The sequence below is a fragment of the Haloarchaeobius litoreus genome (genome assembly GCF_024495425.1).
Classification (GTDB): Archaea; Halobacteriota; Halobacteria; order Halobacteriales; family Natrialbaceae; genus Haloarchaeobius; species Haloarchaeobius litoreus.
On the sequence record NZ_JANHJR010000003.1, the window covers coordinates 319,191 to 345,044 of the forward strand.

Consider the following 25,854-nt stretch of genomic DNA (forward strand, 5'->3'; position numbering starts at 1 on the left):
CGCGGCCACGAATGCCGGTATGGAGCGACCGACGAGTCCCACAGGGGGTATCGTGCGATGAGCGGGGGGACGGCCGAGACGCTTGTGTCGCCGGAACGGGCGACAGAGCCGGACATCGACGGGCTGGTTGGCGAGTACGTCCTCGACCGCGAGGAGCACCTGAACGCGCCGGGCATCGTCGTCCGGCCCGACCAGGTCCGGACCGTCCTCGCACTCCTCAAGCGCGAGGCGGGCTACGACCACTGCTCCTGCGTCACCGCCCAGCAGTACGAGGACCGCTACGAGACCATCTACCACCTCAAGAGCTACGACGACCCGACCGACGAGCTGAGCGTCGTGGTCCCGACGACCGTCGACGAGCCGTGGAGCGAGTCCGCCGCACCCGTCTACGAGACGGCGAACTGGCACGAGCGGGAGGCGTACGACCTGGTCGGCATCGACTACGGCGACCACCCCGACCCGCGGCGTATCCTCCTGCCCCGGACGTGGCAGGGCCACCCGCTCTCGCTGGACTACGACCAGGACCAGCCGCAGGTCGTCCCGCTGGAGGAGCACGCGAACCCGCTGCACGACGACGAACGCGAACAGGACACGCTCTTCCTCAACATCGGGCCGCATCACCCGTCGACCCACGGCGTCCTGCACGTCGAGACCGTCCTCGACGGCGAGACCGTGGTCGACGTGGACCCGGACATCGGCTTCATCCACCGCTGCGAGGAGCAGCTGTGCCAGAACGGCACCTACCGCCACCAGATCATGCCCTATCCCGACCGCTGGGACTGGGCCTCCTCCGGCCTGCTGAACGAGTGGGCGTACGCCCGTGCCGCCGAAGATTTGGCGGACATCGAGGTGCCCGAGTACGCACAGGTCATCCGGACGATGGGGGCGGAGCTCTGCCGCATCGCCTCGCACATGCTCGCCATCGCGACGTACGCGCTCGACGTGTTCGGCGAGTTCACCGCCGTCTTCCAGTACGGCATCCGCGACCGCGAGAAGGCGCTGGGACTGCTCGAACAGCTCACCGGCCAGCGCATGATGTTCAACTACCTCAGACTCGGCGGTGTCGCCTGGGACCTCCCCGACCCCCGCGAGGCGTTCTTCGCGGACGTGCGCGAGACCCTGGCGACGCTCCCGCCCGCGCTGGAGGAGTACCACGACCTGCTCACGAGCAACGAGGTCTTCCAGCTCCGCTGCGTCGACACCGGTCACCTCGACCCCGACGTCGCGAAGGAGTACGGCTGCACCGGCCCCGTCGCCCGCGGCTCCGGCATCGACTACGACCTGCGCCGCGACGACCCGTACGGCTACTACGACGAGCTCGACTGGGACGTCGTCACGCGCGACGGCTGCGACAACTTCGCCCGCGTCCTCGTCCGCCTGCAGGAGGTCGAGGAGTCCGCGAAGATAATCGAGCAGTGCGTCGACGTCCTCGAGGACTGGCCCGACGAAGACCGCACCATCCAGTCGAACGTCCCACGCACCCTCAAGCCCGAGGCCGACACCGAGGTCTACCGCGCCGTCGAGGGCGCGAAGGGCGAGCTCGGCATCTACATCCGTTCGGACGGTACCGACGAGCCCGCCCGGTTCAAGATCCGGAGCCCGTGCTTCTCGAACCTCTCCGCGCTGCCCGCCATCGCCGAGGGCGAGTACGTCCCCGACCTGGTCGCGTCGCTGGGCAGCCTCGATACGATCATGGGAGAAGTCGACCGCTGAGTCAGTCCTCGACGATGACCTCGACGGCCTCGTCCTCCTCTTCCCCGGCCTCCGAGCTGGAGCCGCGCTCCTGCCAGAGCAGCCCGCCGGCGACCGCGATGACGACCCACGAGCGCCAGTTCGCCAGGTTCAGCGTGTAGCCGATGCCGAACGGCTTCTTCACGAGCATCCCCTCGCCGGGCTCCCAGTACGAGGAGACCATGCGGCTCAGGCTCGGCCGTTCGAAGTTGTACGGAACCCCCAGAATCTCGCCAGAACTCGGTTTCTTGGGCATACCTGTACGTACGTGCGGTTGATTTAAGAAGATTGTCGTCGCGCCGACCGTTCCCCCGACGGCGAGGAGGGGTCCTACGCGTAGTGCTTCTCGAGGTACGCGACGATGTCGTCGGACTCTGGCATCCCCTCGACGCCGTTGTCGGGGTCGACGAGGACAGGGACGCCCGTCTGGCCGCTGACCGCCTTCACCTCGGTTCGCTGACCGTGCGAGCGTGGGACCTCGTGGGTCTCGTACTCGAGGCCGAGCTCGTCGAGCTTGGTCTTCACCTTCGCGCAGAACGGACAGCCGGGCAGGTCGTACAGTTCGAGCGTGGACATGCTGGTCACCGGTTGGTGCCTCGTCATAAAAGGGACGGCGGTCGTGTGCGCCGCGGTCGCCAGACCAGTCAGATGTAGACGGTCCGGACGACGTAGTAGACGACGACGAAGCCAGCCAGCGCCCAGTGGCCGAGACGTACGTCCTCGAAGTCGCCCTGGGCCGCCGAGACGAGGGGGTACGCGAGCAGGCCGCCAGCGATGCCGGTCGCGATGGACGTCGTCAGCGGCATCAGCAAGATGGTCAGCCCGCCGGTGACCGCGCTCGCGTTGTCCTGCCAGTCGATGTCGGTGACGTTCCGCAGCATGAACACCGCGACGATGACGAACGCGACGTACGGTGCGAACGACGGGATGACCGAGAGTAACGGGATGGCGACCAGGGCGAGCAGGAACAGCGCGGCGACGACCAGTGCGGTCATGCCGGTGCGGCCGCCCTCCTCGATGCCGGTCGAGGACTCGATGTACGTCGTCACCGTGGAGGTGCCCACGATGCCGCCGACGGTCGTTCCGACTGCGTCGGCGAGCAGGGGCTTCTCGATCTCGGGGACCTCACCGTTCTCGTCGGTCATGTCCGCGGCGTTGGACAGGCCGACGAGCGTGCCGGCGGTGTCGAAGAAGTCGACGAAGAAGAACGTGAACATCACCATCGCGAACGTCAGCGCCCCGACGTCCGCGAACCCGTCGAGGAACGCGCCGAGCAGCGGCGTGATGTCGTAGTCGGCGGCGGAGTAGCTGAGGTCGCCGACGCCGGGTGCGAGACTCGACGTCGCGGCGGCGAGCTTGATGCCCTCGCCCTCGACCGGGAGCGACCCGATGTCGGCTGTCACGCCCAGCGCCGCGACGACGTAGCTGATGACGCTCGTCCCGAGGATGCCGGCGACGATGGAGCCCTTGACGCCGCGGGCGTAGAGCACGAGCGTCAGGAACACGCCGACGATGGAGACGACCGCGATGGCGTCCTGTGCGAGGACCGGGTTCAGCGTCACGAAGTTCCCGGCGTCGGTCGGCACCTCGACGATACCGATGTCGCCGGCGATGATTCGCATCTGCTGGAGCCCGATGAGCGCGAGGAACAGCCCGATTCCGGGCCCGACGCCGTACTTCACGGGCTCGGGGAAGAGGTTGATGACGTACTCGCGCAGACCGACCAGCGTCAGCCCGATGAACAGCAACCCTTCGACGAAGACCGCCGCGAGGGCGACCTGCCACGTCACCGACGGAATCGTCAGGACGACGGCGACGAAGAAGGCGTTCAGGCCCATCCCGGGGGCGAGCCCGAACGGTCGGTTCGCGTAGAACGCCATCACCAGCATCGCCGCCACGGAGGAGATGATGGTGGTCACAGCGAGGAGCTGGAACTCCATCCCTGGCTCGACCCCGAGCGCCTCGGGAGTGATGACGATGCTCAGGATGGCCGGGTTGACGACGATGATGTAGCTCATCGTCAGGAACGTCGTCAACCCCGCCAGTAGCTCGGTTCTGAGGTCTGTACCGTGCGCTCCGAATCCGAAGTAGTCGGCGAACCAGCTGGACCCACCACCCGAGTCCGAGCCACCCGCCGCACTGTCACTGGAACCCATAATGCACGTACGACCAACCACAAATCTGCCGTACTAAACCATTTCGGAAAACAGGCGAGAAGTTGTACACGCACGTGGATAATTACACGATTGTACCCCGGGAAACGGAGCCCCGTCGGTGGCCCTGCCCGACGGCTCACCCGGTCGGCCGGGCACGGCTGCCTCGGCACGAGCACCGGCTGCGGCCGTCCACACCCCCCGCTCGCGGCTCCACTTTTTATACCATCCCGCCGAACACGGTGGTAGATGCACGTCGCGGACCTGCCGCTGGCCGAGCGCTTCGTCGCGCACTTCGAGGCCCAGGGCGTCGAGGAGCTCTACCCGCCGCAGGTGGCGGCCGTCGAGGCGGGGGTCTGCGAGGGCGAGCGCGTCCTCGCCGCTGTCCCCACCGCGTCGGGCAAGACGTTCGTCGCCCAGCTGGCGATGCTCACCAGCGACGGCCCGGCGGTGTACGTCGTCCCGCTGCGGGCGCTCGCGACGGAGAAGTACGACGAGTTCACCGAACTGCCGGACGTGAGCGTCGGCATCGCGACGGGCGACTTCGACGCGACCGACGAGGACCTCGCGGAGCACGACATCGTCGTCGCCACCAGCGAGAAGGTCGACTCGGCGATTCGGAACGGGGCCGAGTGGATCTCGGCGGTCGACTGCGCGGTCGTCGACGAGATACACCTGCTCGACCAGGACGGCCGCGGGCCGACGCTGGAGGTGACCGTCGCCAAGCTCCGCCGGCTCACCCCCGACATCCAGCTCGTCGGCCTCTCCGCGACGGTCGGCAACGCCGCCGAGATCGCGGACTGGCTCGACGCCGAACTCGTCGCGAGCGACTGGCGACCGGTCGAGCTGAAGACCGGCGTCTACGCCGAGGAGACGGCCGTCTTCGACGACGGCGAGGAGCGCGACATCCCGACCGGCGGCGACCAGCCCGCCATCGCGCTCGCCCGCGACGCCGTGGACGACGGCGGGCAGTGCCTCGTGTTCGTCTCCTCGCGCCGGTCCGCACAGGCGCTCGCCGAGGACCTCGGCGACGAGTTCCTCGACGACGCCGCCGAGGTCGCGGAGGAACTCCGGCTTCTGGCGACGACCGGCACCGGCACCGACCTCGCACGCTCGGCGGCGAACGCCGTCGCGTTCCACCACGCCGGACTCTCGGCGGACCAGCGCCGGGTCGTCGAGGACGCCTTCCGGGACCGCGAGCTGAAGGTCATCGTCGCCACACCGACGCTCGCCGCCGGGGTGAACGTCCCGGCCCGCCGGGTCGTCGTCCGCGACCACGAGCGCTTCGACGGCGAGGGGATGGCTTCGCTCCCCGTCCTCGAGGTCCACCAGATGTTCGGCCGGGCCGGCCGACCCCACCTCGACCCCTACGGCGAGGCGCTGCTCGTCGCCAGCGACGCAGGCGAGGCCGACGAGCTGCGCGGCCGGTACGTCGGTGCCGAGCCCGAGCGCGTCACCTCGAAGCTCGACAGCGAACGCGCGCTGCGCACGCACGTGCTCTCGACGGTCGCGTCGGGGTTCGCAGATTCGAGAGCCGAGGTGCTCGACCTGCTCGACGAGACGTTCTACGGTCATCAGCGCGCCGCCGACGAGCTCGGCTCCGTCGTCGGCGACGTGCTCGACTACCTCGCCGCGGCGGGGATGCTCGACCGCCGCGACGGGCTCGCCGCGACCCGGCTCGGCACGCTCGTCTCCCGCGTCTACGTCGACCCCGTCACCGGCCGGTCCGTCGTCGACGCCATCGAAAGAGCCGGCGACCTCCCACGTGTGACCTCGCTGACGGTGCTCGAACTCGTCTGCGATACGAGCGACATGCCGACGCTGTACGTCCGCAACGACGAGGCCGGCAGGGTGACGGACGCGGCGACCCGGCGCGAGGGCGAGCTCACGAAGTCGGTGATGAGCTTCGACGGCGACTTCCAGCGCTGGCTGGACGTGTTCAAGACCGCGCTGATGCTCGCAGACTGGGCCGACGGCGTCGCGCTGGACGAGCTCGCCGAGCAGTACGGCGTCGGGCCGGGCGACGTGGGCCGCATCGCCGAACGGGCGGCGTGGCTGCTCGCTGCCACGGAGTCCATCGCGGGCTACATCGCCGACGAGGGCGGCGAGGTCGAGCGCGTCGCCCGGGTCATCCGCGAGACACGCGAGGCGCTGGTCGAGCGGGAGGCCTGAGCGGAGGCGGCGCGTGCAGGCGGTCAGAACTCCCGCCCGAACGCGACCAGCAGTGCGACACACCCGACGAACAGGAGCGCCGCCGAGCCAGCCTCGAAGCCGCCGACTGCGAACAGGTACCCGCCGTAGGCGACGCCGACGCCGACCGCCCCGACGACGAGCGAGTGGCCGAGGTGGCGGAGTTCGACGGCTCTGGTCGGACTCTCGGGGGCGAGCTGACGGTCGAGCTCGCTCGCGTGCTGGCCGGCGTCCCACGCGACCATCGCACCCAGCCCGCCGAGCAGCGTCGGCAGTGGCGCGAGCACTGTCCCGGCGAGCAGGACCGCGAAGAGGAGTCCCAGTGCGCCGAACGTGACGGCGGCCCCGACACGACGCCACACCCCCGCGGCGAGGAGCGCAACACCGACGGTGGCGAGCCCGAGAGTGGCGACACCAGCGAGGGCGGCGACGACGACCGCGACCCCGGCGGCGACGAGGCTCGCCCACGCCGCCGTGTGTCCGGCGCGGCTCACAGTCGCTCACCCCGTTCGAGTGCGGTCGACAGCGGCTCGTCCCAGGCCCAGTCCACGACCGTCACGCCCGCCTCCCGCAGGTCGTGGACCCGGTTCTGCCGGGCGAGCCGTGCGAGCGTCCCGCTGGGCGAGTCGGTCGTCGTCGGGTCCGGGCTGACGACCGTCGCGGGGTGGCCGCCGACCTCGAACCGTCGGGCGACCTGCGCGGCGTAGTCGTCACAGAGCGGCGAGAGCAGGAGCACCTGCGCGCCCGTCGGGAGCCGCCGGTGAAGCCGTTCGACGGCGGTCCGTGCGGCGAGGTTCGTCCCCTCCGGGGCCGACGACAGTGCGGGGTGCGTCGCGAGCGTCTCGCGGAACCGGGCGCGATGGGCCTTCCCCGCCCCGGGTGGCACCCAGCAATCGGCCGTGCTGACGGCGGAGAGGCCGACCCGGTTCCCGGCAGCGGTCAGCGCCGGGTACAGCGACGCGACCGCGCCGAGTGCCCGGTCGAGGGCGTGCTCGGACTCCCGGTCGGGGGCGACGTAGCCCGCGCCCCGGGCGTCGACGACGAAGACGACGGTCGCGGCGCGCTCGCGCTCGAACTCCACGGTCGCGAACTCCCCCGTCCGGGCCCAGCGCCGCCAGTCCACCCGCGAGAGTGGGTCGCCTCGGCGGTACTCGCGGGTCGCGTGGAACGTCGTCCCCTCGCCGCCATCGCCGGTCCGTATCTCGCCGGCTGCGCGGGGCCCCTGCCGACGGAGCGGCACCGTCGACGCGGCCTCGAACCGGGGCCGCACCCGGAGCGTCGAATCCGCGGGGAGCAGGCACTCGACCGCGGTCGTCCCCGCGGCATCCCGGACGACCGCCAGCGTCGGGTCGAACGTGTGGCTGCCGCGGCGGGCGGCGACAGCGTACCGAAGGGTCGTCGACTCGCCCGGTGCCAGCGCGACCGCAGCACGTGGGGAGCCGTCGACGACACGGATGCCGGCGGGGACCCCGTCGACCAGACGGCAGTCAGCGACGCGCTCGTCGCCCTCGTTCCGCACCACGAGTTCGACCGGGGCGCGGTCGCCGGGGGCGACGCCATCGTCGGGCAGCGAGCGTTCGACGGCGAGCTCGGGGACGTACTCCCCGTTGAGCCCCGCGGACCCGAGCCGTGCCGCACCGAGGTAGCCGAACGGGAGGGCGGCGAACAGGACGACGGACGGGGACTGCAGCAGCGTTCCGACGGCGAGCGTGCCAACGCCGAGCGCGCGGAGCCCGCGCCAGCGTCCCGTGGAACGGCGCTCGCGGACGACCGGGCCACCGTCGTGGTCGGCGGGCAGCGACGGCACCGTCTCGACCGGCCGCGACGTCTCGACCGCGAACCAGCCAGGGTCGTCGCCGGAGTGGCCGACGCCAGCGACGGTGGCCAGCGCGTCGACCGTCCGCCGCACGTCGTCCCGGACCGACGGCCCGCCACGGAACGGGAGGCGGTCGGCCCAGGAGCGGTCTTCGTCGCTGTTCTCCCCCGACTCGCTGTCGGCGAGGAACGCAGCTGCACGCTCGTCGGCGGTCCAGCTGCCGTCCGCGAGCGCCGCCTCGGCCTCGGCCACAGTTCGGTCGCCGTCGCGCACGAGCACCGAGACGGCGGCCGCCGAGAGTGCCCCCCGTAGGTCGCGGGTGGCGCGTCCGACACGCCCGCTGCCGACGAACTGACCAAGTGCGGTCGTGAGGGTCGCCCCCGGCGGGTCGGTGCCAGCTGCGAACTCGACGGCGGGGAGTCCGCGGTCGTCGTCCTCGGCGAGGACCACGCTGCTGGCGAGCCACGCGGTGAGGCCGAGCGCCGCGACGGCAGCGACGACCGCGCCAGCGGTCCCGACGTCGAGCAGCCCACCCAGGCCGACGGCGACGGCGACCGCACCGCCGACCGTGAGCGGGCGGTTCATCGGTCCCCCTCCACGTCGCCCTCGCTCGTCGGGTCGGCGTCGCCCACATCGGTCGTCGGGGCGGCGTCGTCCACGTCGGTCGTCTGCTCGATGCGCTCCAGCGCCCGCCGTGCCCGGTCCGCGTAGCTCGCGGGGTCGGCCTCGCCGTAGCGCACCGTCTCGAACACGTCGGTCAGTTCGGCGACCGCGTCGGGGCCGAGGCCCGCGTCGACCGCCGCCGCGGCGAACTCGCCGGGCGTCGTCGCCGCTGGCTCCCCGACGTCGAGTGCGGCCGTCATCTCGCGCCACGCCCGATAGACGACGTTGTCGACGGGGCGGTCGCCTGTGGCGAGGCGGTCAGCGGCAGTGCCGGCCGTCGCGGCGACGCGTTCCCGGGCCGCCGCGTCGTCGGGGGCTCCCTCGTCGAGCGACGGCTCCGGGTTCCGGAGTCGGAACCAGAGGAGCCCGAGGCCAGCGAGCCCGACGGCCCCGACGACGGCCAGCCCGGCGAGTCCCGTGCCGCCGGGGCCCGTCGCCGGCATCGACGCGGACCGGTTCCCGGCCCCGAGGGGAGCCAGCCCGCCACCGGCTGGCCTCGATGTGCCGCCACCGACGGCGGTCGTCAGCAGGAACGCGACGACCGCGACGAGAGCACCGAGCGAGAGGACAGCGACCCCGGCCAGCCAGGGGTCGACGGTCTCGGTCGGGTTCTCCCGTCGGAGCGCGGGCAGGAGCAGCGGGACGGCGACGAGCGCGAACAGGCTGACGGCCGCCACGAACGCACGGGCGACGCCCCGCCCGCCACCGGTTCCGACGCTGGCCGTGACGGGCGTCTCTGACGTCGAGAGGGCTGCTGCGAGCGCGACGATGCCGAGGAGGCCGACGGCCGTCGCGAGGAGGGCGCGAGGTCGCATCCGGTCACAAGCGCGAGCGCGGCGAGGAAAAGGCTCAGGGTTCGACGTCGACGAGCGCGCCGACGGGCGCGTCGGTGAGCGCGGCCGCGCGCTCGATGCCGTCGTCGCCGACCGCGATGAGGGCGAAGACGCCGCCGACCTCCGCACCGGCGTGGTCCGCGATGTCGAGCAGCAGCTCCTGGGTCTCGCCGGAGCGGATGAGGTCGTCGACGACCAGGACCGTGTCGCCGGGGGAGAGGGAGGAGGCGGGCAGGTAGTAGGTGAGCTCGATGCCGGACTGGAGGCGCTGGCGGGCCTCGACGAACTCCTCGACGGCGGTCTCCTTGCTCTTTTTCGCGTAGACACAGCGCGCGCCGAAGTAGCTCGCCATCGCCGCCGCGAGCGTGATGCCGTCCGTGGCGGCCGTGAGGACGGCGTCGGGGCGCTCGAACTCGTAGGCGTCGGTGGCGACGGGCGCGACGAGGTCGAGGAACGCCTGGTCGAAGACGGCGGCGGAGTTGTCGACGTACCCCTCGTCGTCGACCTCGATTCTGGCCTCGAGCTCGTCGCCGAGGGCGTCGTGGCCGACGCCGGAGACGACCTCGCGGGCGCGCTCGGCGCTCGGGAGGACGTGACCGTTCACGTAGCGGTTCAGATCGCCCGCCGGGAGACCGGTGACCTCCGCGAGCTCGTCGTAGGTGCGCGTCTCCTTCAGCATCTGGAGCACGTCGACGGCGCGAAGCTGGAGCGCCGCCTTCTCTGCGCGGTTCATAGCGAGTATACACGACTACACAACTATGAATACGTCGAAACGAATAGGCCGGTGATTACACACAGTCGTGTAACATCCGTCCCGTCGAATCCGCGAGACCGCTCAGTCCAGCAGGAAGTCCGGCGCGACGTGCTTCTCGTCGCGCTCGCTGCGGAGGTGGTCGCGGAACTCGTCGATACCGACGTCGTACTCCTGGTTCTCGTTGCGGTCGCGCACCGAGATGTTGCCGGCCTCCTCCTCGTTGCCGCCGACGATGATCATGTACGGCACGCGGTCGTTGTGCGCGCCCCGGATCTTGCGCTCGATGGTGGCGTCGCGGTCGTTGACCTCGACGCGGAACTCGCCGAACTCCTCGGCGACCTCGTGGGCGTAGTCGAGGTTGTCGTCCGAGATGGGGAGGATGCGGACCTGCTCGGGCGCGAGCCAGAACGGGAACTTGCCCTCGAAGTGCTCGATGAGCACCATGAAGAAGCGCTCGTAGGAGCCGTAGACGCCGCGGTGGATCATCACCGGGCGGTGGTGCTCGTTGTCCTCGCCGACGTAGGAGAGGTCGAAGCGCTCGGGCATGTTGAAGTCGAGCTGGACCGTCGGGCCGTCCCACTTGCGGCCGAGGGCGTCCTCGAACGCGAAGTCGATCTTCGGGCCGTAGAACGCGCCGTCACCCTCCTCGACGACGTAGTCGTCCTCGTGCTCCTCGATGACCCGTTCGAGGATGGACTCGGCCTTCTCCCAGATCTCGTCGCTGCCGACGGACTTCTCGGGGCGCGTCGCGAGGGCGACCTCGTAGTCGAGCTCGAACGTGTCGAGCACCGTGTCGATGGCGTCGAGGATCTGCTCCACCTCGGCCTCGATCTGGTCGGGGCGGACGAACAGGTGGCCGTCGTCGATGGTGAACGCCCAGACGCGGGAGAGCCCGGAGAGCTCGCCTGACTGCTCCTTGCGGTACACCTTCCCGTCCTCGGCGTAGCGCACCGGGAGCTCGCGGTAGCTCCAGGACTGGTCCTGGAAGATGGCGGCGTGGCCCGGGCAGTTCATCGGCTTCAGGCCGAACTCGTCGTCGTCGACCTCGAAGAGGAACATGTCGTCCTCGTAGTTGTCGTAGTGGCCCGAGCGCTTCCAGAGGTCCGTCTTGAACAGGTGCGGCGTCTCGACGTACTCGTAGCCGGAGTCCAGGTTGAGGTCCTCGATGAACCGTTCGAGCTCGCGCAGCACCGTCTTCCCGTTCGGGTGGTACAGCGGCAGCCCCGGTCCCGTCACGTCCTGGATGGAGAACAGGTCCATCTGGTTGCCGATCTTGCGGTGGTCGCGTCGCTCGGCCTCCTCCTTCCGGTCGAGGAACTGTTCGAGGTCGCTCTCGCTCTCGAACGCCGTCCCGTAGATGCGCGTCTGCATCTCGTTGTCCTCGTCACCGCGCCAGTACGCGCCGGCGATCTCGAGCAGGTCGAACGCGCCGATCTCGCCCGTCGACTCGACGTGCGGGCCGGCACAGAGGTCCTCGAAGTCGCCCTGCGAGTAGAACGTGATCTCCGCCCCCTCCTCGTGGAGTTCGTCGAGCAGCTCGAGCTTGTACGGCTCGTCGGCGAGGCGCTCCGTCGCGTCCTCGTAGGACACTTCCTCACGTTCGAGTTCGAGGTCGGCCTCGACGATGTCGGCCATCTCGGCCTCGATGTCGGCGAGGTCGTCGGCGTCGACGTCGATGTCGTCGAAGTCGTAGTAGAAGCCCTCGTCCGTCGGTGGGCCGATGGCGAGTTTCGCGTCGGGGTACAGTCGTTTCACCGCCTGTGCGAGGACGTGGGCGGCCGTGTGTCGCATCACGTCGAGGTACTCGTCGGAGCCGTCGGTGACGATCTCGATGGCCGCGCCGTCGTGGACGACGGCCTCCTTGGCGACGAGGTCGCCGTCTATCTTGCCCGCGACGGTGTCGCGGCCGAGGCCGGGGCCTATCTCGTAGGCGACGTCCTCGACGCTGGCTCCCTCGGGGACGGAGAGTTCCGATCCGTCCGGTAGTACGACCGCTATCTGTGACTCGGATTCTGACTGGGACATGGCTGTTGTGGATGTTGCTGGTCGGTGTCTGCGAACGCGGAGAACGGTAGGTGGACGTTGATGTTGTTAGAAGTGGGCTGCCGCCCGGCCTGTAAAGCAGACACCTACCATCGTACATCTCAATAGCCGAGACTGCAAGAAAAGGGTTGCGATGCGCGCTGTGGTACGTTATCGCACGATTCTACGCGTCGTCGGCATGACTGAGCAGGTCGGTCGCCGTCACGAGTGCCTCCATCTCGACGCCGGCGTCGGCGAGGTTCTCGCGGCCGCCCTCCTCGCGGTCGACGACGATGAGCGCCCGGTTCACGACCGCGCCGGCATCGCGGAGTGCCTCCACGGCGTCGACGGCGGACTGCCCCGTCGTGGCGATGTCCTCGACCACGACGACCTCCTCGCCGGCCTCCAGGCGGCCCTCGACCAGGTTCGCGGTGCCGTACTCCTTCTGCTGCTTGCGAGCGATGACGTACGGCAGGTCCGCCGCCAGCGCAGTCGCGACCACGAGCGGAACCCCGCCGAGTGCCACGCCCGCCAGCTTCGTGTCCTCGACGCGCTCCGCGAACGCGTCGCCGATGCGACGCAGGCAGTCCACGTCCGTCTCGAACAGGTACTTGTCCACGTAGTACTCGCTCGTGCCGCCGTGGCTCAGCTCGAACTCGCCGAAGCGCACCGCGTCGGCCGCCACCAGCGCCGCGATGAGGTCGTCGTCGGTCATTGCACTGAGAGGGGCACCCGGCGACAATAAGGCCCGTGGATTCGTTCGCGGGTGTTTTGGCTGGTGGCGATGAAACTGAATCAGCCGGGTGGCGCGCGCCGACGAGCGTACCGAGCGCAGCGAGTGTCGCTCGTCGTGCACGCGCGAGGGACGAGGAGCGCAGGAACGAGCACCGGTCACGAGACGCTCCGCGTCTCGTGAGCACACCAGAAATCGAAGATTTCTGGGGACGCAGGAGGCTGGGGAGGTTCGAGGGCGGTTACGGTGGGCGGGACTGAAAGGGGCGGCAGGCTACGCGAACCCCGACGCAGCAAGCACCGCAGGAACGAGGAGCACATCGAGTCGCGGGAGCGTAGCCTGCCGGGGCTTTCTGGCTGTTCGTGGTTCCAGCAATCCCCACGATTGAGAGGACTACCGAGGAACGTCCAGGGACTCCACAACCAGATCGAACAGAATCAGACCAGCACCCTCGTCACCACGGTTCCTGTTTCAGGTCGAGCACGTACGCTACCCCGTTGGTCCCGATGTGCAGCAGCGGCGTCACGACGACCACCACCGCGAGCACCGGGATGGTGAACCACTCGCCGAACCACGCCGGGTCCGCCACGGCGGCGAGCGCGAGCGCGCCCACGACGAAGTCCAGCTGGTCCAGGCCGGGGAAGGCGGCCCCACGGTCCCGACCGGTCCGCCGTTTGAGGAACGACGCGGAGACGTCGCCGAGCATCGCGCCGAACGCCAGCCCGAACGCGACCGGCAGCGGGAACGTCGGCAGCGGGATGCCGGCGGCGTCCCCGACCGGTGCGGCGAGTTCGGTGAGGACGAGCGCGAGCGCGACGCCGGTGAGCGTCCCGAGGACGGTCCCGCGCCAGGTCTTCCCGTCGCCCAGGATGCGGCGCTCGCCGAGGTTCCGGCCACCGTCGATGGGCCGCCCACCGCCGACGAGCACCGCCGCGTTGTTCGGCACGTACGCGGGGAGCATCGCCCAGAAGGCGACGACCAGCGTCGACACGACGTCCATGTTCGAGGGATGTGGACCGGCCCCCTTAAGGCGTCTGGGTTGTCGTCGATATGTCGTGTCCGGGTTGCCGGAAGGTGGTTCGCGTGCGGCTACTGGATGACGGATACCGCGAACAGTCAGACGACCTCGGCAGACGTGGAACTCGCTGCGCTCGCGGTCTCGCGAGCCGCGCGCCACCCGGTTAGTCAGGTGTCGGTGCAGGTCGGAGGTTTACGATCTCCGTAAACTCCCAACGACGCGCATCCCAGGACACCCACGGAATCACCGTCGACACGGTCCAGCCCGGTACATCAATCCTCTTGTACCACGGGCCCCCACTCTCGGGCATGATTCCACCCATCGCGAGCCGGTTCGTCGCCGGGGAGACACCAGCGGAGGCACTGGCGCACGCCCGGGAGCTGAACGAAGGGGACGTGAAGGTCATCCTGAACCTGCTCGGCGAGCACTACGACGAGCGCGGGCCAGCGGAGGCGGACGCCGAGACGTACAAGCAGCTGGTCGCGGACATCGGCGACACCGAGGTCGACGCCTGCATCTCCATCAAACCGAGTCAGATCGGGCTGGACGTCGGCGACGACGTGTTCGACGAGCTGCTCGGCGAGATCGTCGAGGTCGCCGACCGGAGTGGCACGTTCGTCTGGGTTGACATGGAGGACCGGCACACGACGGACGCGACGCTGGACGCGTTCGAGAAGTACGCCCACGAGACCGACGGCAACGTCGGGGTCTGCATCCAGGCGAACCTGAAGCGCACGCCCGAGGACCTCGAACGGCTCGCCGACGTACCCGGAAAGGTGCGCCTCGTGAAGGGTGCCTACGACGAGCCGAAGTCGGTCGCGTACAAGGAGAAGTCCCGGGTGGACCAGCAGTACCGCGACCTCCTCAAGCAGATGTTCGAGGAGTTCGACGACGGCATCGCGGTCGGCAGCCACGACCCGGAGATGATCGCGATGGCGCGGGACCTCCACGCCGAACACGGCACCCCCTACGAGGTGCAGATGCTCATGGGCGTGCGCGAGGACGCGCAGTTCGACCTCGCCGCGGAGGGCGTCGAGGTGTGGCAGTACGCGCCCTACGGCGGGAAGTGGCTCTCGTACTTCTACCGCCGGGTCCGTGAACGGAAAGAAAACGTCAGGTTCGCGTTACGGGCGGTCCTCGGCCGATAGGAACAGAGACATAACCCCGCAGTGGGATTTGTCGCGTGTATGTCGTCGTGGAAACGGGACTTCGCGTCGGGTCTCATCGTCGTCCTGCCCGTGCTCGTCAGCGCCTACGTCATCGCCTGGCTGTACGGCGTCATCTCCGCCATCACCCCACAGCGCGTCATCAAGGTCGGCCTGCTCACCGACCTCGGGGTGTCCTCCGCCGTCGCGAACGCGCTCGTCGAACCCCTCCGCGTGCTGGTGGTTCTCGCCGTCTTCGTCGTCTTCGTCTTCTCCGTCGGCTACCTGATGCGGACCGCGGTCGGCAACCTCGCCGAGGGGCTCATCGACAACATGGCCAACCGCGTCCCCGGCCTGCGCGTGGTCTACAACGCCTCGAAGATGGCCGCCGAGACCGCACTCGGCGGCACCGACTCACTCCAGACGCCCGTCCGCGTCGAGCCGTGGCAGGGGATGCGCATGACCGCGTTCAAGACCGGCAAGTCGACAGAGGACGGCCGCGAGGTCGTGTTCCTCCCGACCGCGCCGAACATCACCACCGGGTTCGTCATCGAGGTCGACCCCGCGGACATCGAGGAGACGGACGAGCGCGTCGAGGACGCACTCACCCGCATCCTCTCGGCCGGGTTCGGCGACTCCGACCGGATGGGTGGCTCGGCGGTCGAGGACCTGGTCGAGGTCGAGGACGACGAGTAGTTGCCCCCAACTGCGGGTATCAAGTGACCAGCGACAGTAGGCTGGGTCATGGAGAGAGCGCGCTCGACCGAACGATACGACCTGCTCATCGGCGGGGAGCGCGTCCCACCGGCGGAGGGGGCGTACGTGGATACCGTCGACCCGGCGACCGGGGAGTCGTTCGCGGCGGTCGCAGTCGCCGGCGAGTCGGACGTCGACCGCGCGGTCGGGGCGGCCAGGGCAGCCTTCCCCGAGTGGCGTGACACCGACCCCGCAACGCGCGGCCGGACGCTGTTCCGGGCCGCCGAACGCATCCGGGCACACGCCGACGAGCTCGCCGAGATCGAGACCCAGGACCAGGGGAAGCCGCTCTCGCAGGCCCGCTCCGACGTGCTGAGTGCGGCCCGCTACTTCGAGTACTACGCCGGAGCCGCCGACAAGCTGGAGGGCACGAGCGTCCCGGTCGGCACGGGCCAGGTCGACTTCACCGTCCGCGAGCCGTACGGCGTCTCGGCCCAGATAACGCCGTGGAACTTCCCGGGCAACCTGTTCGCCCGGGGCGTCGCGCCGGCGCTGGCAGCGGGGAACACGGCGGTCGTCAAGCCGGCCCCGACGACGCCGCTGTCGACCTACCGGCTCGCGGAGCTCTGTCACGAGGCCGGCGTCCCCGAGTCCGCCGTGAACGTCGTCTCCGGCGGCGGCGAGACCGGCGCGGCGCTGACGGGTCACGAGGGCGTCGACACCATCACGTTCACCGGGAGCGTCGCCACCGGCCAGCGGGTGATGCAGGCGGCCGCGGCGGAGGTCACGCCGGTCACGCTCGAACTCGGCGGGAAGAACCCCGCAATCGTCTACCCCGACGCGGACCTCGAGGAGGCCGTCTCGTGGGTCGACCGCGGCATCTTCACGAACGCTGGGCAGGTCTGCTCGGCGGCCGACCGGGCAATCGTCCACGAGGACCACTACGACGAGTTCGTCGAGCGCATCGTCGAGCGCGCCGAGGCCTACGAGCTGGCCCCCGGCGACGAGGACCCGGACATGGGGCCGCTGAACAGCGCCGACCACTTCGAGCGCGTGCTCGACTACGTCGACGTCGGTATCGCCGAGGGCGCGACGGTCGCGACCGGCGGCGAAGCGCTCGACCGGGACGGCTACTTCGTCGAACCGACGGTGCTCACGGACGTCGACAACGACATGCGGGTCGCCCAGGAGGAGATCTTCGGCCCGGTGCTGGCCGTCATCCCCTACGGCGACGACGAGGACCCCGTCGCCATCGGCAACGACGTGGCGTACGGCCTCGTCGCCGGGGTGTTCACGAACGACGTTCGCCGCGCACACCGCGCGGCCCAGCGCCTCGAAGCCGGGAACGTCTACGTCAACAAGTGGTTCGGGGACACGAACCAGACCCCCTTCGGCGGCTACAAGCGCTCCGGTATCGGCCGTGAGAAGGGTCTCGCGGCGCTGGACTCCTACCTCCAGACGAAGAACGTCGCCGTCAACCTCGACTCCGGGGCCGGCGACGACCTCCCCGGGGCCTGAGACGGGGGACCCGGAGGCTTTTGTCGTCACTCCGTCTCTGTGAGTCCATGACACTCGAAGACAGGACCGCCGTCGTCACCGGTGCTGGGGCGGGGATGGGACGGGCCACCGCCGAGCTGTTCGCCGAGCGGGGCGCGTCGGTCGTCGTCGTCGACCTCGACGAGGAACGCGCGACGGAGACCGCCGACCGGATCGTCGCCGACGGCGGCGAGGCCGAGCCCGTCGTCGCCGACGTGTCCGACCCCGACGACGTGCAGGCGTTCGTCGACCGGGCCGTCGACACCTACGGGGGGCTCGACGTGCTGCACAACAACGCCGGCATCCCACAGCGGTCGACGCCGGTCGAGGACGTGACCGAGGAGACGTGGGACCGGATACAGGACGTGAACCTCAAGAGCGCGTTCCTCGGCGCGAAGTACGCCGTCCCGCACCTGCGCGAGGCCGCGGCGGGCGTCGTCCTGAACACCGCCTCGACGTCGGGCATCCGGCCCCGGACCGGCCTGTCGGCCTACGCCGCGTCGAAGGGCGGGATGATCACCCTCACGAAGCAGCTCGCACACGAGCTCGCCGAGGACGGCATCCGCGTCAACGCCATCTGCCCGGTCGCCACCGACACCGAGATGCTTCCGGAGTTCGCGAGCGGCCAGCTCTCCGTCGCCGACATGGCCGACACCATCCCGCTCGGCCGGCTCGCAGAGCCCGGCGACGTCGCCAGCGCGGCGGCGTTCCTGGCGTCCGACGAGGCGTCGATGATAACCGGGACGGCCCTCGAAGTCGACGGCGGGCGGGACATCTGACCCCCGTGTGACTGGAGAGCCAGTCCGCGGCTCCGGCGACGCGTCGGAGCGACGACTGCACCGGCTGCACGGCCGGCGGGGCGGCCCCGTTCGACGAGACCACCGACGTTCCCGCCGTTCGACCGGCTTCTGGCGAGTTTTTCCCCTCTACAAACGACTTTATAATGGAAAATAGTGATATGTGTGCATGGCTATCGACAGACGTCGACTCATCAAGTACACGGGCGGACTGGCAGGGCTCACCGCGCTGACCGGCTGTCTCGGCGGGGACGGCGGGGACGGCGAGACCACGGCCCCGGGCGGGGGCGACGACACCGACACGGACGGCGGTGGCGGTGGTGCCGGCGGCGGTGGCGGTGACGACATCCGCATCGGCGTGTTGCTGCCGTTCTCGGGCGACTACGCCTGGGTCGGCGCGAACGTCCTGCCTGTCGTGGAGATGCTCGTCGAGGAGATCAACGACGGCGGCGGCATCGACGGCCGACAGGTGAGCATCGTCCAGGGCGACACGGAGGCGTCGCCGGACGCGTCCGTCTCGGCGACGAACCGCCTCGTCAACGTCGAGAACGTCCACGCGGTCATCGGCCCGACGAGCATCACCATGTCGGCGGTCATCGACACGCTCGTCGAGAACGAGGTACCGGTCGTCACGCCGACGGCGGGGACGACCTCGCTCGACGACCGTGGTGGCGAGTACGTCTTCCGGACGGTCTCCTCCGACTCGCTCGGGGGCCGAGCCATCGCCCGGGCGGCCCGCGACCAACAGTACAACTCCATCCAGGACTACGAACGGATGGCGCTCATGGTCGGCAACGAGGAGGTGTTCCAGTCGTTCAAGGAGCCGATCCAGTCCGCGTTCGAGGAGTTCGGCGGGACCATCACCACGGCGATGGACATCCGGACCGGCAAGGCCTCCTACACCTCGGAGGTCCAGTCGATGATGGACTCCGACCCCGAGATTACGGTGCTCGTCGCGTCGGTCGAGGACAGCATCAAGATCACCGAGGCGGGGTTCCAGGCGGGCTACGAGGGCAACTGGTTCGCGACCCAGGACCAGACCAACCAGGACTTCCTCTCCCAGAGCGACAACCGCGTCACGAACGACATGCTCGGCCTGAACGCCGCGACGTACCAGCCGGCCGAGGAGGCCGGCCGGCTCCAGGAGTTCTTCGACGCCATCACCGAGTACGCGGGCTGGGACGAGGGCTCGCGCGTGTTCGCGACGAACACCTTCGACGCGATGAACGTGCTCGGACTCGCCATGGCCCAGGTCGCGGCCGACGGCGACGACATGACCGGCGCGAACATCGCGTCTGCCATCCCGACGGTCGCCCGCCCGCCGGAGCAGGAGGTAACCAACTACACCGACGGTGCGTCGGCCATCGCGGACGGCACCGACGTGGACTACCAGGGGCTGGTGGGCCCCATCGACTTCGACGACGACGGCGACATCGTCGCCCCCTTCTCGATCAAGCGAGCCCAGGACGGGGAGTGGACCGAGGCGGGCCGGCTGCCGCCCGAGGCGCTCTGAGCCGCCGCCCCCTCTAGCATGGTCTTCGACAATCTCATACAGACGTTCGTGTTCGGCATCGTCGAGGGGAGCGTCATCGCCGTCGGTGCGGTCGGCCTTACCCTCTCCTACGGCGTCACGCGGTTCATCAACTTCGCGTACGGCGAGTTCCTCACCTACGGCGCGTACCTCACGGTGTTCATCGCGGGCGGCCTGTTCGGGCTGTCGCTCCCGCTGCCGGCCGCCATCGCCGTCGCGGTCGTCCTCGTCGGGCTGCTCGGCGTCCTGGTCTCGCGGGTGTTCTTCGAGCCCATCTCCCACCGTGGGGCGCTCCCGCTGCTCATCACGTCCATCGGCGTCTCGTTCATCCTCCGGAACCTGCTCCAGGGGTGGGTCGGCGTCGACGCACGCCAGCTCCCCATCCCGCTGCTGCGCCGGAAGGACTACTTCGGCGTCCAGCTGACCGACCTCGAGGTCGGCGTCGTCGTCGTCGGCGTGGTGACGATGCTGTTGGTGCATCTGCTGCTCCAGCACACGATGCTGGGAAAGCGGATGCGCGCGACCAGCGGGAACCGGTCGCTCGCCGAGATCGCCGGCATCGACACGCGGCGTGTCGTCCGGCAGACGTGGTTCATCTCCGCGGCGGCGGGGGCGCTCTCGGGCGTCCTCTACGCCATCCTGTTCGCGCCGTTCCGCCCCGGCGTGGGCTTTACGTACCTCATCGTCATCTTCGCCGCGACGCTGCTCGGCGGCATCGGCCGTCCCTACGGTGCGATGCTCGGGGCGTTCGCCATCGGCATCACGATGAACTTCGGCTCGGCGTTCCTCTCGGCGAACTACACCCGGGCGTACGCCTTCGTCATCCTGGTGGCGGTCCTGCTCGTCAGGCCCGAGGGCATCAGGGGAGGTGAGTTCTGATGGCGCTGCTGACCGGCTGGGCGGCGTTCCTCGTCACCGTGGCGACCATCGGCTGCATCTACGGGCTGTTGACGCTGGGGCTCAACGTCCACTACGGCTACACGGGGCTGTTGAACTTCGGGCACGTCGCGTTCTTCGCGGCGGGCGCGTACGCCTCGGCCATCGTGACGATGCCCCCGCCGTCGCAGGTGACCAACGCGAGCTACCAGATCTGGTTCAACCTCCCGATGCCGTACGCGTTCCCGGTGAGCCTCGCCGCGGCCGCCGTCGTCGGTGGGGCGCTCGCGTTCCTCATCGGGCTGACGAGTGTCCGGCTCGGGACCCACTACCTCGCCATCGCGACGTTCGCCCTCGCGGGCGTGTTCAGCGACGTGCTCGTCAACGAGGCGTGGCTGACCAACGGCTCCTTCGGGATGAACAACGTCCCGAAGCCGGGCCGGGCGATGCTCTCGGCCGACGTCTGGCAGCTCTCGTACCTCATCTTCGCCGCCGGCAGCATGCTCGCCGTCTACCTGCTCCTCGAACGCCTGATGGGCGCGCCGTTCGGCCGGTTGCTGAAGGGCGTTCGCGAGAGCGAGGCGGCGGCGAAGACGCTCGGGAAGGACACGAACGTCGTCAAGCTGAAGTCGTTCGTCATCGGCGGCATGATCGCCGGGTTCGCCGGCGGCGTCTACGCCCACTACCTGGGGAGCGTCGTGACCGCGCAGTTCGTCCCGGCGGTGACGTTCACCGTCTACGCCGCGATGCTGCTCGGCGGAGCCGCCTCGAACACCGGGGCGGTCGTCGGCGCGTTCACCGTGGTCGCGTTCCAGGAGTCGACCCGCTTCATCACGACGGTGTACAACTGGATCCAGTCGACACTGCCGGACGCGCTGAGCGGCGTGCTCCCCGCGCTGTTCGGGCCGCTCCCGAACAACCCGTCGTTCATCCCGAGCATGCGCTTCGTCGTCATCGGGGTCCTGTTCGTGCTCGTCATCAGGTACCGGCCCGAGGGGCTGTTCGGCGACCCCTCCGAGATACAGGCGCTCGGGGAGGAGGACTGAACCGTGAGCACGGACCAGCAGTCGCCGACCGACGGCAGCGCACCCGACGGCAGCACCACAGACGACGGAGCCGACCTCCTCGAAGTCGACGGCGTCGTGAAGCACTTCGGCGGCCTCGTCGCGAACGACGGCGTCACCTTCGGCGTCGAGGAGGCGTCCATCACGGGGCTCATCGGCCCGAACGGGGCCGGCAAGTCGACGCTGTTCGACTGCATCACCGGCGTCCACACGCCCGACGAGGGGGCGGTCCGTCTCGACGGCGAGCCCATCCACGGGCTCTCGCCGACGAAGGTCGCGAGACGCGGCGTCGGGCGGACGTTCCAGACCCCGAAGACGTTCCGGGGGATGACCGTCCGCGAGAACATGGCGTTCGCGGCCCGCGAGCAGACCGGCGAGACAGCACTCGGCGCGCTGTTCAGGCCGGGGACCATCCGCGATGAGGAGGCGGAGATACAGGCGACCGTCGACGAGACGCTGGAGTTCCTCAAGCTCGACCACCTCGCCGACGAGTACGCGAGCGGTCTCTCGGGCGGCCAGCGCAAGCTGCTCGAACTCGGCCGGGTCCTGATGATGGACCCGCGGATCATCCTGCTCGACGAGCCGGTCGCCGGGGTCAACCCGTCGCTGACCGAGGAGCTGCTCGCGCGGCTGGAGGAGCTGAACGACCGCGGGCGGACCATCCTCTTCATCGAACACGACATGGACGTCGTGATGGCACACTGCGACCGCGTGGTCGTGATGCACGACGGCCGGACGCTCGCCGTCGGCCCGCCCGAGATCGTCCAGCAGGACGAACGGGTCGTCGAGGCCTACCTCGGAGGTGTCGACCGATGAGCGACATCGGGTCCGTGCGCCGGTTCGACGACGCGCTGTTCTCCGCACGGGACATCGAGACCGGCTACGGCGACCTCCAGGTGCTCTACGGCGTCGATATCGACGTCCAGGCCGACGAGGTCGTGCTGCTGTTCGGCCCCAACGGTGCCGGGAAGTCGACGCTGATGCGGGCGCTGTTCAAGCAGCTCCCGCTCTGGGCCGGCACCATCGAGCTGGACGGCCGGGACCTCTCCCGGTTCAGCTCGAACGAGATGGTGCCAAACGGCGTCGCCTACGTCCCACAGACGGCGAACGTCTTCCCGAACCTGACCGTCTCCGAGAACCTCGACATCGGCTCCATCCACGCCGAGGCACCGGCCGAGCGCCGCGAGACGATGTACGAGCTGTTCCCGCGGCTCGCCGAGCGACAGGACCAGGACGCGTCGACGCTCTCGGGTGGAGAACGGCAGATGCTCGCGATGGCGCGGGCGCTCGTCCCCGACCCCGACCTCCTGTTGATAGACGAGCCGTCGGCGGGGCTCGCGCCGAAGCTCATCGAGCGTGCGTTCGACCACGTCGACCGCATCCGCGAGGCCGGGACGGCCGTGCTGATGGTCGAGCAGAACGTGCTGGCCGCACTCGAGGTCACCGACCGCGCGTACGCCCTCGACATGGGCGAGAACCGGTTCGAGGCGGACGCCGACACCATCCGCGACTCGAAGCGCGTCCGCGACCTCTACCTCGGAACGTGAGTCGCCGACCTCAGGCGTCGACGTAGTCGAACCACTCCTCGTGGTCGTCGGTGCGCCGGTTGACCACGTCGAAGAAGCGCTGCTGGATCTCCTCGGTGACCGGCCCGCGCGAGCCGTCGCCGATCTCGACGTTGTCGACCTGCCGGATGGGCGTGACCTCGGCGGCGGAGCCGGTGAAGAACAGCTCGTCGGCGGTGTTGAGTTCGCCACGCGAGATGGAGACGTTGTCGTGGACCTCGTAGCCCATCTCCTCGGCGAGCGTGATGACGGTGTTGCGGGTGATGCCGTCGAGGATGCTCTCGGAGAGCCCGGGCGTGTACAGCTCGCCGTCGCGGACGAGGAAGATGTTCTCGCCGGGCCCCTCGGCGACGTTGCCCTCCTTGTTCAGGACGATCGCCTCGCGGAAGCCGTTGCGACGGGCCTCCTCGCCGGCGAGCAGGCTGTTGACGTAGAGACCGGTCGTCTTCGCGTTCGTCGGGATCTGGCTGGAGGCGTGCTTGCGCCACGACGACACCTTCACCTTGATGCCGTTCTCCAGTGCGTCCTCGCCGAGGTAGGTGCCCCACGGCCAGCACGCGATGGCGGTCCGGGTCGGGCAGTCACCCGGCGAGACGCCCAGGCTCTTGTAGCCGTAGAAGACGATGGGCCGGATGTAACACGAGGCGAGGTCCTGCTCGGCGATGAGCGTCTTCGTCGCCTCGGTGATCTCGGCGGGCTCGTGGTCGATCTCCATCTCGTACGGCTTGCAGGACTCGTACAGCCGTTCGACGTGGTCGTCCCAGCGGAAGATGGCCGGGCCCTTCTCCGTGTCGTAACACCGCGCGCCCTCGAAGACGCCCGTCCCGTAGTGGAGTCCGTGGGTGAGCACGTGAATCTGTGCGTCCTCCCAGTCGACGTACTCCCCGTCCATCCAGATCGTGTCCACGTCCATCTCGGCGAAGCTCATGCTCGTGGCAACGCTTGCGTCCCATATAGGTGTGGGCGATTTGCTCCCGACGGTCACCATCGTCGCGAGAACGGTCGGGAGCGGCGCTCAGGCCCGCGAACCGAACCAGTCCCAGGCGGCACGGAACCGCCCCCTGTGGTCACCGTGGAGGACGCCGTCGTGCGCCGCGAACGTCTCGGGCGTGAACCAGCCGACGGCCTGCACCTCGTCGCGGACCGTCGCCGTCCCTGCACAGCGGTCAGCGGCGACCGCGTAGCCGATTGAGACGACGTACTTGCCGTCGCCGTTGCTGGTGTGGAAGCAGTCGACCAGCACGAGTTCGTCGGGGTCGACGTGGAGTCCGGTCTCCTCTTCGAGTTCGCGTGCCGCGGCGACGGGTGCGGGCTCGTCGGCCTCCAGGTGGCCGCCCGGGATGCTCCACTCGCCACGGCCGGGGGGCACGTCCCGCTGGGCGAGCAAGACACCGTCCTCGCCGACGACGCCGACACCGGCACACGGCGCGGGGTTGTGCCAGACGACCCGTTCGCAGAACTCGCAGTAACGACGCTCGCGCCCGTCGAGGTGACGCTCCACGAGTTCGGTGCCGCAGTCGGGACAGAAGCTGGCGGGGTAGGTCGTCATCTACATCGTCTTCAGGCCGCTCCCGGTGAGCGGGACGACCACGTCCTCGTCGTCGTCGACGACCCCGAGCTCGCGGTACTTCGTGAGCGCAGCCGGGGCGACCGCGCAGGTCGGCTCGACGTAGAAGCCGTCGCGGTGGAGCGTGTCGAGCGTGTTCTCGACGACGTGCTCGCCGAGGGCGATGGCGTCGCCGTCGGTGTCCTCGATGGCTGCCAGAAGCTGGTCGTGGCGCGCCGGTTCGGCGATCTGGATGCCGTCTGCGATCTCGTTCTCGGTGTCGTCCTCGTCCTCGGCCACGAGCCCCCGGAACTCGTCGGCGAGGGGGGAGTAGCCGGCGGCCTGCCCGGCGAGCAGTCGCGGCACGTCGTCGACGATGCCGGCGCGTTCGAGCAGGTCGAAGCCGCGGTACGCGCCGAGCGCGAGCGTGCCGTGACCGACCGGGAGGACGACCGAGTCGGGCACCGTCCAGTCGCGCTGGGCCGCGAGCTCGATGGCGAATGTCATCGTGCCGGCGTAGAACGCGGGGTTCCAGGAGTGGCTGGCGTACCAGCCCTCGCCCGCCTCGACGGCCTCGATGGCCGCGTCGGTCACGTCCTCGCGGCTGCCCTCGATTCGGACCGGGCGAGCGCCGGAGCGCTGTATGGCCATCAGCTTCGACTGCTTCACGTCGGCGGGCACGTACACGTCGGCCTCGATGCCCGCGCGGGCCGCGTACGTCGCGATGGCTGCGCCGGCGTTGCCCGAGGAGTCCTCGATGACCTTGTCGACGCCGAGCGCGGCGGCCCGCGAGAGCGTCGTCGTCGCGCCGCGGTCCTTGAACGAGCCGCTCGGGGAGACGTACTCGAGCTTGAACTCGGCATCCCAGCGGTCCGCATCGACGACCGGTGTGAAACCCTCGCCGAGGGTGACCGCGCGGTCGACCGGGAGGAACTCGTGGAACGTCCACAGCCCGCGCCGGGTGTCGAGCTGGCTCACCGGCAGCGGGTCGCCGTCGGGGAGGGGTGGCGTCTCGAGGTCCAGCGCGTGGCCGCAGGAACAGCGCCACGGCTCGTCAGGACCGGCGTCGTACTCCGCACCGCAGGCCTGGCAGTAGAGGTTCTGGAGTGTCATGTGAGGGGGTGGAGGTGTGTGACTGATGTCGCGTCTGACTGGGTGGTCGAAGGGCTGGCTGATAGGTGTGCC

24 protein-coding genes are annotated in these 25,854 nt (G+C 69.5%); 11 read left to right on the top strand and 13 right to left on the bottom strand.

The window, feature by feature from the left end; all coding sequences use genetic code 11:
• Positions 1-57 precede the first annotated feature (57 nt).
• Positions 58-1,713, top strand: coding sequence for an NADH-quinone oxidoreductase subunit D (locus NOW55_RS14085; protein ID WP_256400751.1), 1,656 nt, complete (start codon positions 58-60; stop codon positions 1,711-1,713).
• 1 nt (position 1,714) lies between these two features.
• Here the strand turns inward: NOW55_RS14085 and NOW55_RS14090 are convergent, their stop codons facing one another.
• The 3 genes from NOW55_RS14090 to NOW55_RS14100 form a co-directional block, all read right to left on the bottom strand.
• Complete coding sequence (locus NOW55_RS14090; protein ID WP_256400752.1) at positions 1,715-1,987, bottom strand: DUF5808 domain-containing protein; 273 nt, start codon at positions 1,985-1,987, stop codon at positions 1,715-1,717.
• Between the two features lie 74 nt (positions 1,988-2,061).
• Entirely contained in the window at positions 2,062-2,307 is a 246-nt protein-coding gene (locus NOW55_RS14095; protein WP_256400753.1) for a glutathione S-transferase N-terminal domain-containing protein, read from the bottom strand.
• A gap of 68 nt (positions 2,308-2,375) precedes the next feature.
• Complete coding sequence (locus tag NOW55_RS14100) at positions 2,376-3,887, bottom strand: NCS2 family permease (RefSeq protein WP_256400754.1); 1,512 nt, start codon at positions 3,885-3,887, stop codon at positions 2,376-2,378.
• Positions 3,888-4,133: 246 nt separating this feature from the next.
• Between NOW55_RS14100 and NOW55_RS14105 the strand changes: the two genes are divergently transcribed.
• Positions 4,134-6,056: a DEAD/DEAH box helicase gene (locus tag NOW55_RS14105; protein ID WP_256400755.1), complete on the top strand. Its 1,923-nt coding sequence runs from the start codon at positions 4,134-4,136 to the stop codon at positions 6,054-6,056.
• A gap of 23 nt (positions 6,057-6,079) precedes the next feature.
• On the opposite strand, the gene NOW55_RS14110 is transcribed toward NOW55_RS14105, so the two are convergent.
• From NOW55_RS14110 to NOW55_RS14140, 7 genes are all read right to left on the bottom strand, one after another.
• The gene (locus tag NOW55_RS14110; RefSeq protein WP_256400756.1) at positions 6,080-6,568 is read right to left on the bottom strand and encodes a DUF7519 family protein; all 489 of its coding nucleotides are present in this window, start codon (positions 6,566-6,568) and stop codon (positions 6,080-6,082) included.
• On the bottom strand, positions 6,565-8,475 hold the full coding sequence (locus NOW55_RS14115; protein WP_256400757.1) for a DUF58 domain-containing protein: 1,911 nt from the start codon (positions 8,473-8,475) through the stop codon (positions 6,565-6,567). The genes NOW55_RS14110 and NOW55_RS14115 overlap by 4 nt, the downstream gene beginning before the upstream one ends.
• Positions 8,472-9,368: a DUF4129 domain-containing protein gene (locus tag NOW55_RS14120; protein WP_256400758.1), complete on the bottom strand. Its 897-nt coding sequence runs from the start codon at positions 9,366-9,368 to the stop codon at positions 8,472-8,474. Before NOW55_RS14120 ends, NOW55_RS14115 begins: the two co-directional genes overlap by 4 nt.
• A 34-nt stretch (positions 9,369-9,402) precedes the next feature.
• Positions 9,403-10,119 (bottom strand): phosphoribosyltransferase family protein, encoded by a 717-nt coding sequence (locus NOW55_RS14125; RefSeq protein ID WP_256400759.1) that lies wholly within the window; start codon positions 10,117-10,119, stop codon positions 9,403-9,405.
• A gap of 102 nt (positions 10,120-10,221) precedes the next feature.
• Positions 10,222-12,165, bottom strand: a complete 1,944-nt coding sequence (thrS, locus tag NOW55_RS14130; RefSeq protein ID WP_256400760.1) for a threonine--tRNA ligase — start codon at positions 12,163-12,165, stop codon at positions 10,222-10,224.
• A gap of 181 nt (positions 12,166-12,346) precedes the next feature.
• Positions 12,347-12,877 carry an orotate phosphoribosyltransferase gene (gene pyrE, locus NOW55_RS14135; protein WP_256400761.1) on the bottom strand — a complete coding sequence of 177 codons (531 nt, stop codon included), beginning with the start codon at positions 12,875-12,877 and terminating at the stop codon, positions 12,347-12,349.
• 472 nt (positions 12,878-13,349) lie between these two features.
• Positions 13,350-13,895 (bottom strand): CDP-2,3-bis-(O-geranylgeranyl)-sn-glycerol synthase, encoded by a 546-nt coding sequence (locus tag NOW55_RS14140; RefSeq protein ID WP_256400762.1) that lies wholly within the window; start codon positions 13,893-13,895, stop codon positions 13,350-13,352.
• A gap of 326 nt (positions 13,896-14,221) precedes the next feature.
• Between NOW55_RS14140 and NOW55_RS14145 the strand changes: the two genes are divergently transcribed.
• The 9 genes from NOW55_RS14145 to NOW55_RS14185 all read left to right on the top strand — a co-directional run bounded on the left by NOW55_RS14145 (position 14,222) and on the right by NOW55_RS14185 (position 23,105).
• Positions 14,222-15,061, top strand: a complete 840-nt coding sequence (locus NOW55_RS14145) for a proline dehydrogenase family protein (protein WP_256400763.1) — start codon at positions 14,222-14,224, stop codon at positions 15,059-15,061.
• 39 nt (positions 15,062-15,100) lie between these two features.
• Complete coding sequence (locus tag NOW55_RS14150) at positions 15,101-15,754, top strand: DUF502 domain-containing protein (RefSeq protein ID WP_256400764.1); 654 nt, start codon at positions 15,101-15,103, stop codon at positions 15,752-15,754.
• 48 nt (positions 15,755-15,802) lie between these two features.
• The gene (locus NOW55_RS14155) at positions 15,803-17,272 is read left to right on the top strand and encodes an aldehyde dehydrogenase family protein (protein WP_256400765.1); all 1,470 of its coding nucleotides are present in this window, start codon (positions 15,803-15,805) and stop codon (positions 17,270-17,272) included.
• Positions 17,273-17,319: 47 nt separating this feature from the next.
• A complete protein-coding gene (locus tag NOW55_RS14160; RefSeq protein WP_256400766.1) occupies positions 17,320-18,069 on the top strand; it encodes an SDR family NAD(P)-dependent oxidoreductase in 750 nt (249 codons plus the stop codon).
• 187 nt (positions 18,070-18,256) lie between these two features.
• Positions 18,257-19,600: an ABC transporter substrate-binding protein gene (locus NOW55_RS14165; protein WP_256400767.1), complete on the top strand. Its 1,344-nt coding sequence runs from the start codon at positions 18,257-18,259 to the stop codon at positions 19,598-19,600.
• An 18-nt stretch (positions 19,601-19,618) separates the two neighbouring features.
• Positions 19,619-20,497: a branched-chain amino acid ABC transporter permease gene (locus NOW55_RS14170; protein ID WP_256400768.1), complete on the top strand. Its 879-nt coding sequence runs from the start codon at positions 19,619-19,621 to the stop codon at positions 20,495-20,497.
• Positions 20,497-21,540: a branched-chain amino acid ABC transporter permease gene (locus NOW55_RS14175; RefSeq protein ID WP_256400769.1), complete on the top strand. Its 1,044-nt coding sequence runs from the start codon at positions 20,497-20,499 to the stop codon at positions 21,538-21,540. The genes NOW55_RS14170 and NOW55_RS14175 overlap by 1 nt, the downstream gene beginning before the upstream one ends.
• Positions 21,541-21,543: 3 nt before the next feature.
• Positions 21,544-22,374: an ABC transporter ATP-binding protein gene (locus tag NOW55_RS20825; protein WP_256400770.1), complete on the top strand. Its 831-nt coding sequence runs from the start codon at positions 21,544-21,546 to the stop codon at positions 22,372-22,374.
• Positions 22,371-23,105, top strand: coding sequence for an ABC transporter ATP-binding protein (locus NOW55_RS14185; protein ID WP_256400771.1), 735 nt, complete (start codon positions 22,371-22,373; stop codon positions 23,103-23,105). Before NOW55_RS20825 ends, NOW55_RS14185 begins: the two co-directional genes overlap by 4 nt.
• A 10-nt stretch (positions 23,106-23,115) precedes the next feature.
• Here NOW55_RS14185 and NOW55_RS14190 read toward each other — a convergent pair whose 3' ends face one another.
• The 3 genes from NOW55_RS14190 to NOW55_RS14200 all read right to left on the bottom strand — a co-directional run bounded on the left by NOW55_RS14190 (position 23,116) and on the right by NOW55_RS14200 (position 25,782).
• Positions 23,116-24,051, bottom strand: a complete 936-nt coding sequence (locus tag NOW55_RS14190; protein ID WP_256400772.1) for a branched-chain amino acid transaminase — start codon at positions 24,049-24,051, stop codon at positions 23,116-23,118.
• An 87-nt stretch (positions 24,052-24,138) separates the two neighbouring features.
• The gene (locus NOW55_RS14195) at positions 24,139-24,672 is read right to left on the bottom strand and encodes an NUDIX hydrolase (RefSeq protein WP_256400773.1); all 534 of its coding nucleotides are present in this window, start codon (positions 24,670-24,672) and stop codon (positions 24,139-24,141) included.
• Positions 24,673-25,782 (bottom strand): pyridoxal-phosphate dependent enzyme, encoded by a 1,110-nt coding sequence (locus tag NOW55_RS14200; protein WP_256400774.1) that lies wholly within the window; start codon positions 25,780-25,782, stop codon positions 24,673-24,675.
• Positions 25,783-25,854 lie beyond the last annotated feature (72 nt).

Excerpts from the sequence above, each read along its gene's own strand:
- NOW55_RS14085 (WP_256400751.1), top strand. The coding sequence starts at position 58 with ATGAGCGGGGGGACGGCCGAGACGCTTGTGTCGCCGGAACGGGCGACA.
- NOW55_RS14090 (WP_256400752.1), bottom strand. The coding sequence starts at position 1,987 with ATGCCCAAGAAACCGAGTTCTGGCGAGATTCTGGGGGTTCCGTACAAC.
- NOW55_RS14095 (WP_256400753.1), bottom strand. The coding sequence starts at position 2,307 with ATGTCCACGCTCGAACTGTACGACCTGCCCGGCTGTCCGTTCTGCGCG.
- NOW55_RS14100 (WP_256400754.1), bottom strand. The coding sequence starts at position 3,887 with ATGGGTTCCAGTGACAGTGCGGCGGGTGGCTCGGACTCGGGTGGTGGG.
- NOW55_RS14105 (WP_256400755.1), top strand. The coding sequence starts at position 4,134 with ATGCACGTCGCGGACCTGCCGCTGGCCGAGCGCTTCGTCGCGCACTTC.
- NOW55_RS14115 (WP_256400757.1), bottom strand. The coding sequence starts at position 8,475 with ATGAACCGCCCGCTCACGGTCGGCGGTGCGGTCGCCGTCGCCGTCGGC.
- NOW55_RS14120 (WP_256400758.1), bottom strand. The coding sequence starts at position 9,368 with ATGCGACCTCGCGCCCTCCTCGCGACGGCCGTCGGCCTCCTCGGCATC.
- NOW55_RS14125 (WP_256400759.1), bottom strand. The coding sequence starts at position 10,119 with ATGAACCGCGCAGAGAAGGCGGCGCTCCAGCTTCGCGCCGTCGACGTG.
- thrS (WP_256400760.1), bottom strand. The coding sequence starts at position 12,165 with ATGTCCCAGTCAGAATCCGAGTCACAGATAGCGGTCGTACTACCGGAC.
- pyrE (WP_256400761.1), bottom strand. The coding sequence starts at position 12,877 with ATGACCGACGACGACCTCATCGCGGCGCTGGTGGCGGCCGACGCGGTG.
- NOW55_RS14140 (WP_256400762.1), bottom strand. The coding sequence starts at position 13,895 with ATGGACGTCGTGTCGACGCTGGTCGTCGCCTTCTGGGCGATGCTCCCC.
- NOW55_RS14145 (WP_256400763.1), top strand. The coding sequence starts at position 14,222 with ATGATTCCACCCATCGCGAGCCGGTTCGTCGCCGGGGAGACACCAGCG.
- NOW55_RS14150 (WP_256400764.1), top strand. The coding sequence starts at position 15,101 with ATGTCGTCGTGGAAACGGGACTTCGCGTCGGGTCTCATCGTCGTCCTG.
- NOW55_RS14155 (WP_256400765.1), top strand. The coding sequence starts at position 15,803 with ATGGAGAGAGCGCGCTCGACCGAACGATACGACCTGCTCATCGGCGGG.
- NOW55_RS14160 (WP_256400766.1), top strand. The coding sequence starts at position 17,320 with ATGACACTCGAAGACAGGACCGCCGTCGTCACCGGTGCTGGGGCGGGG.
- NOW55_RS14165 (WP_256400767.1), top strand. The coding sequence starts at position 18,257 with ATGGCTATCGACAGACGTCGACTCATCAAGTACACGGGCGGACTGGCA.
- NOW55_RS14170 (WP_256400768.1), top strand. The coding sequence starts at position 19,619 with ATGGTCTTCGACAATCTCATACAGACGTTCGTGTTCGGCATCGTCGAG.
- NOW55_RS14175 (WP_256400769.1), top strand. The coding sequence starts at position 20,497 with ATGGCGCTGCTGACCGGCTGGGCGGCGTTCCTCGTCACCGTGGCGACC.
- NOW55_RS14185 (WP_256400771.1), top strand. The coding sequence starts at position 22,371 with ATGAGCGACATCGGGTCCGTGCGCCGGTTCGACGACGCGCTGTTCTCC.
- NOW55_RS14190 (WP_256400772.1), bottom strand. The coding sequence starts at position 24,051 with ATGAGCTTCGCCGAGATGGACGTGGACACGATCTGGATGGACGGGGAG.
- NOW55_RS14195 (WP_256400773.1), bottom strand. The coding sequence starts at position 24,672 with ATGACGACCTACCCCGCCAGCTTCTGTCCCGACTGCGGCACCGAACTC.
- NOW55_RS14200 (WP_256400774.1), bottom strand. The coding sequence starts at position 25,782 with ATGACACTCCAGAACCTCTACTGCCAGGCCTGCGGTGCGGAGTACGAC.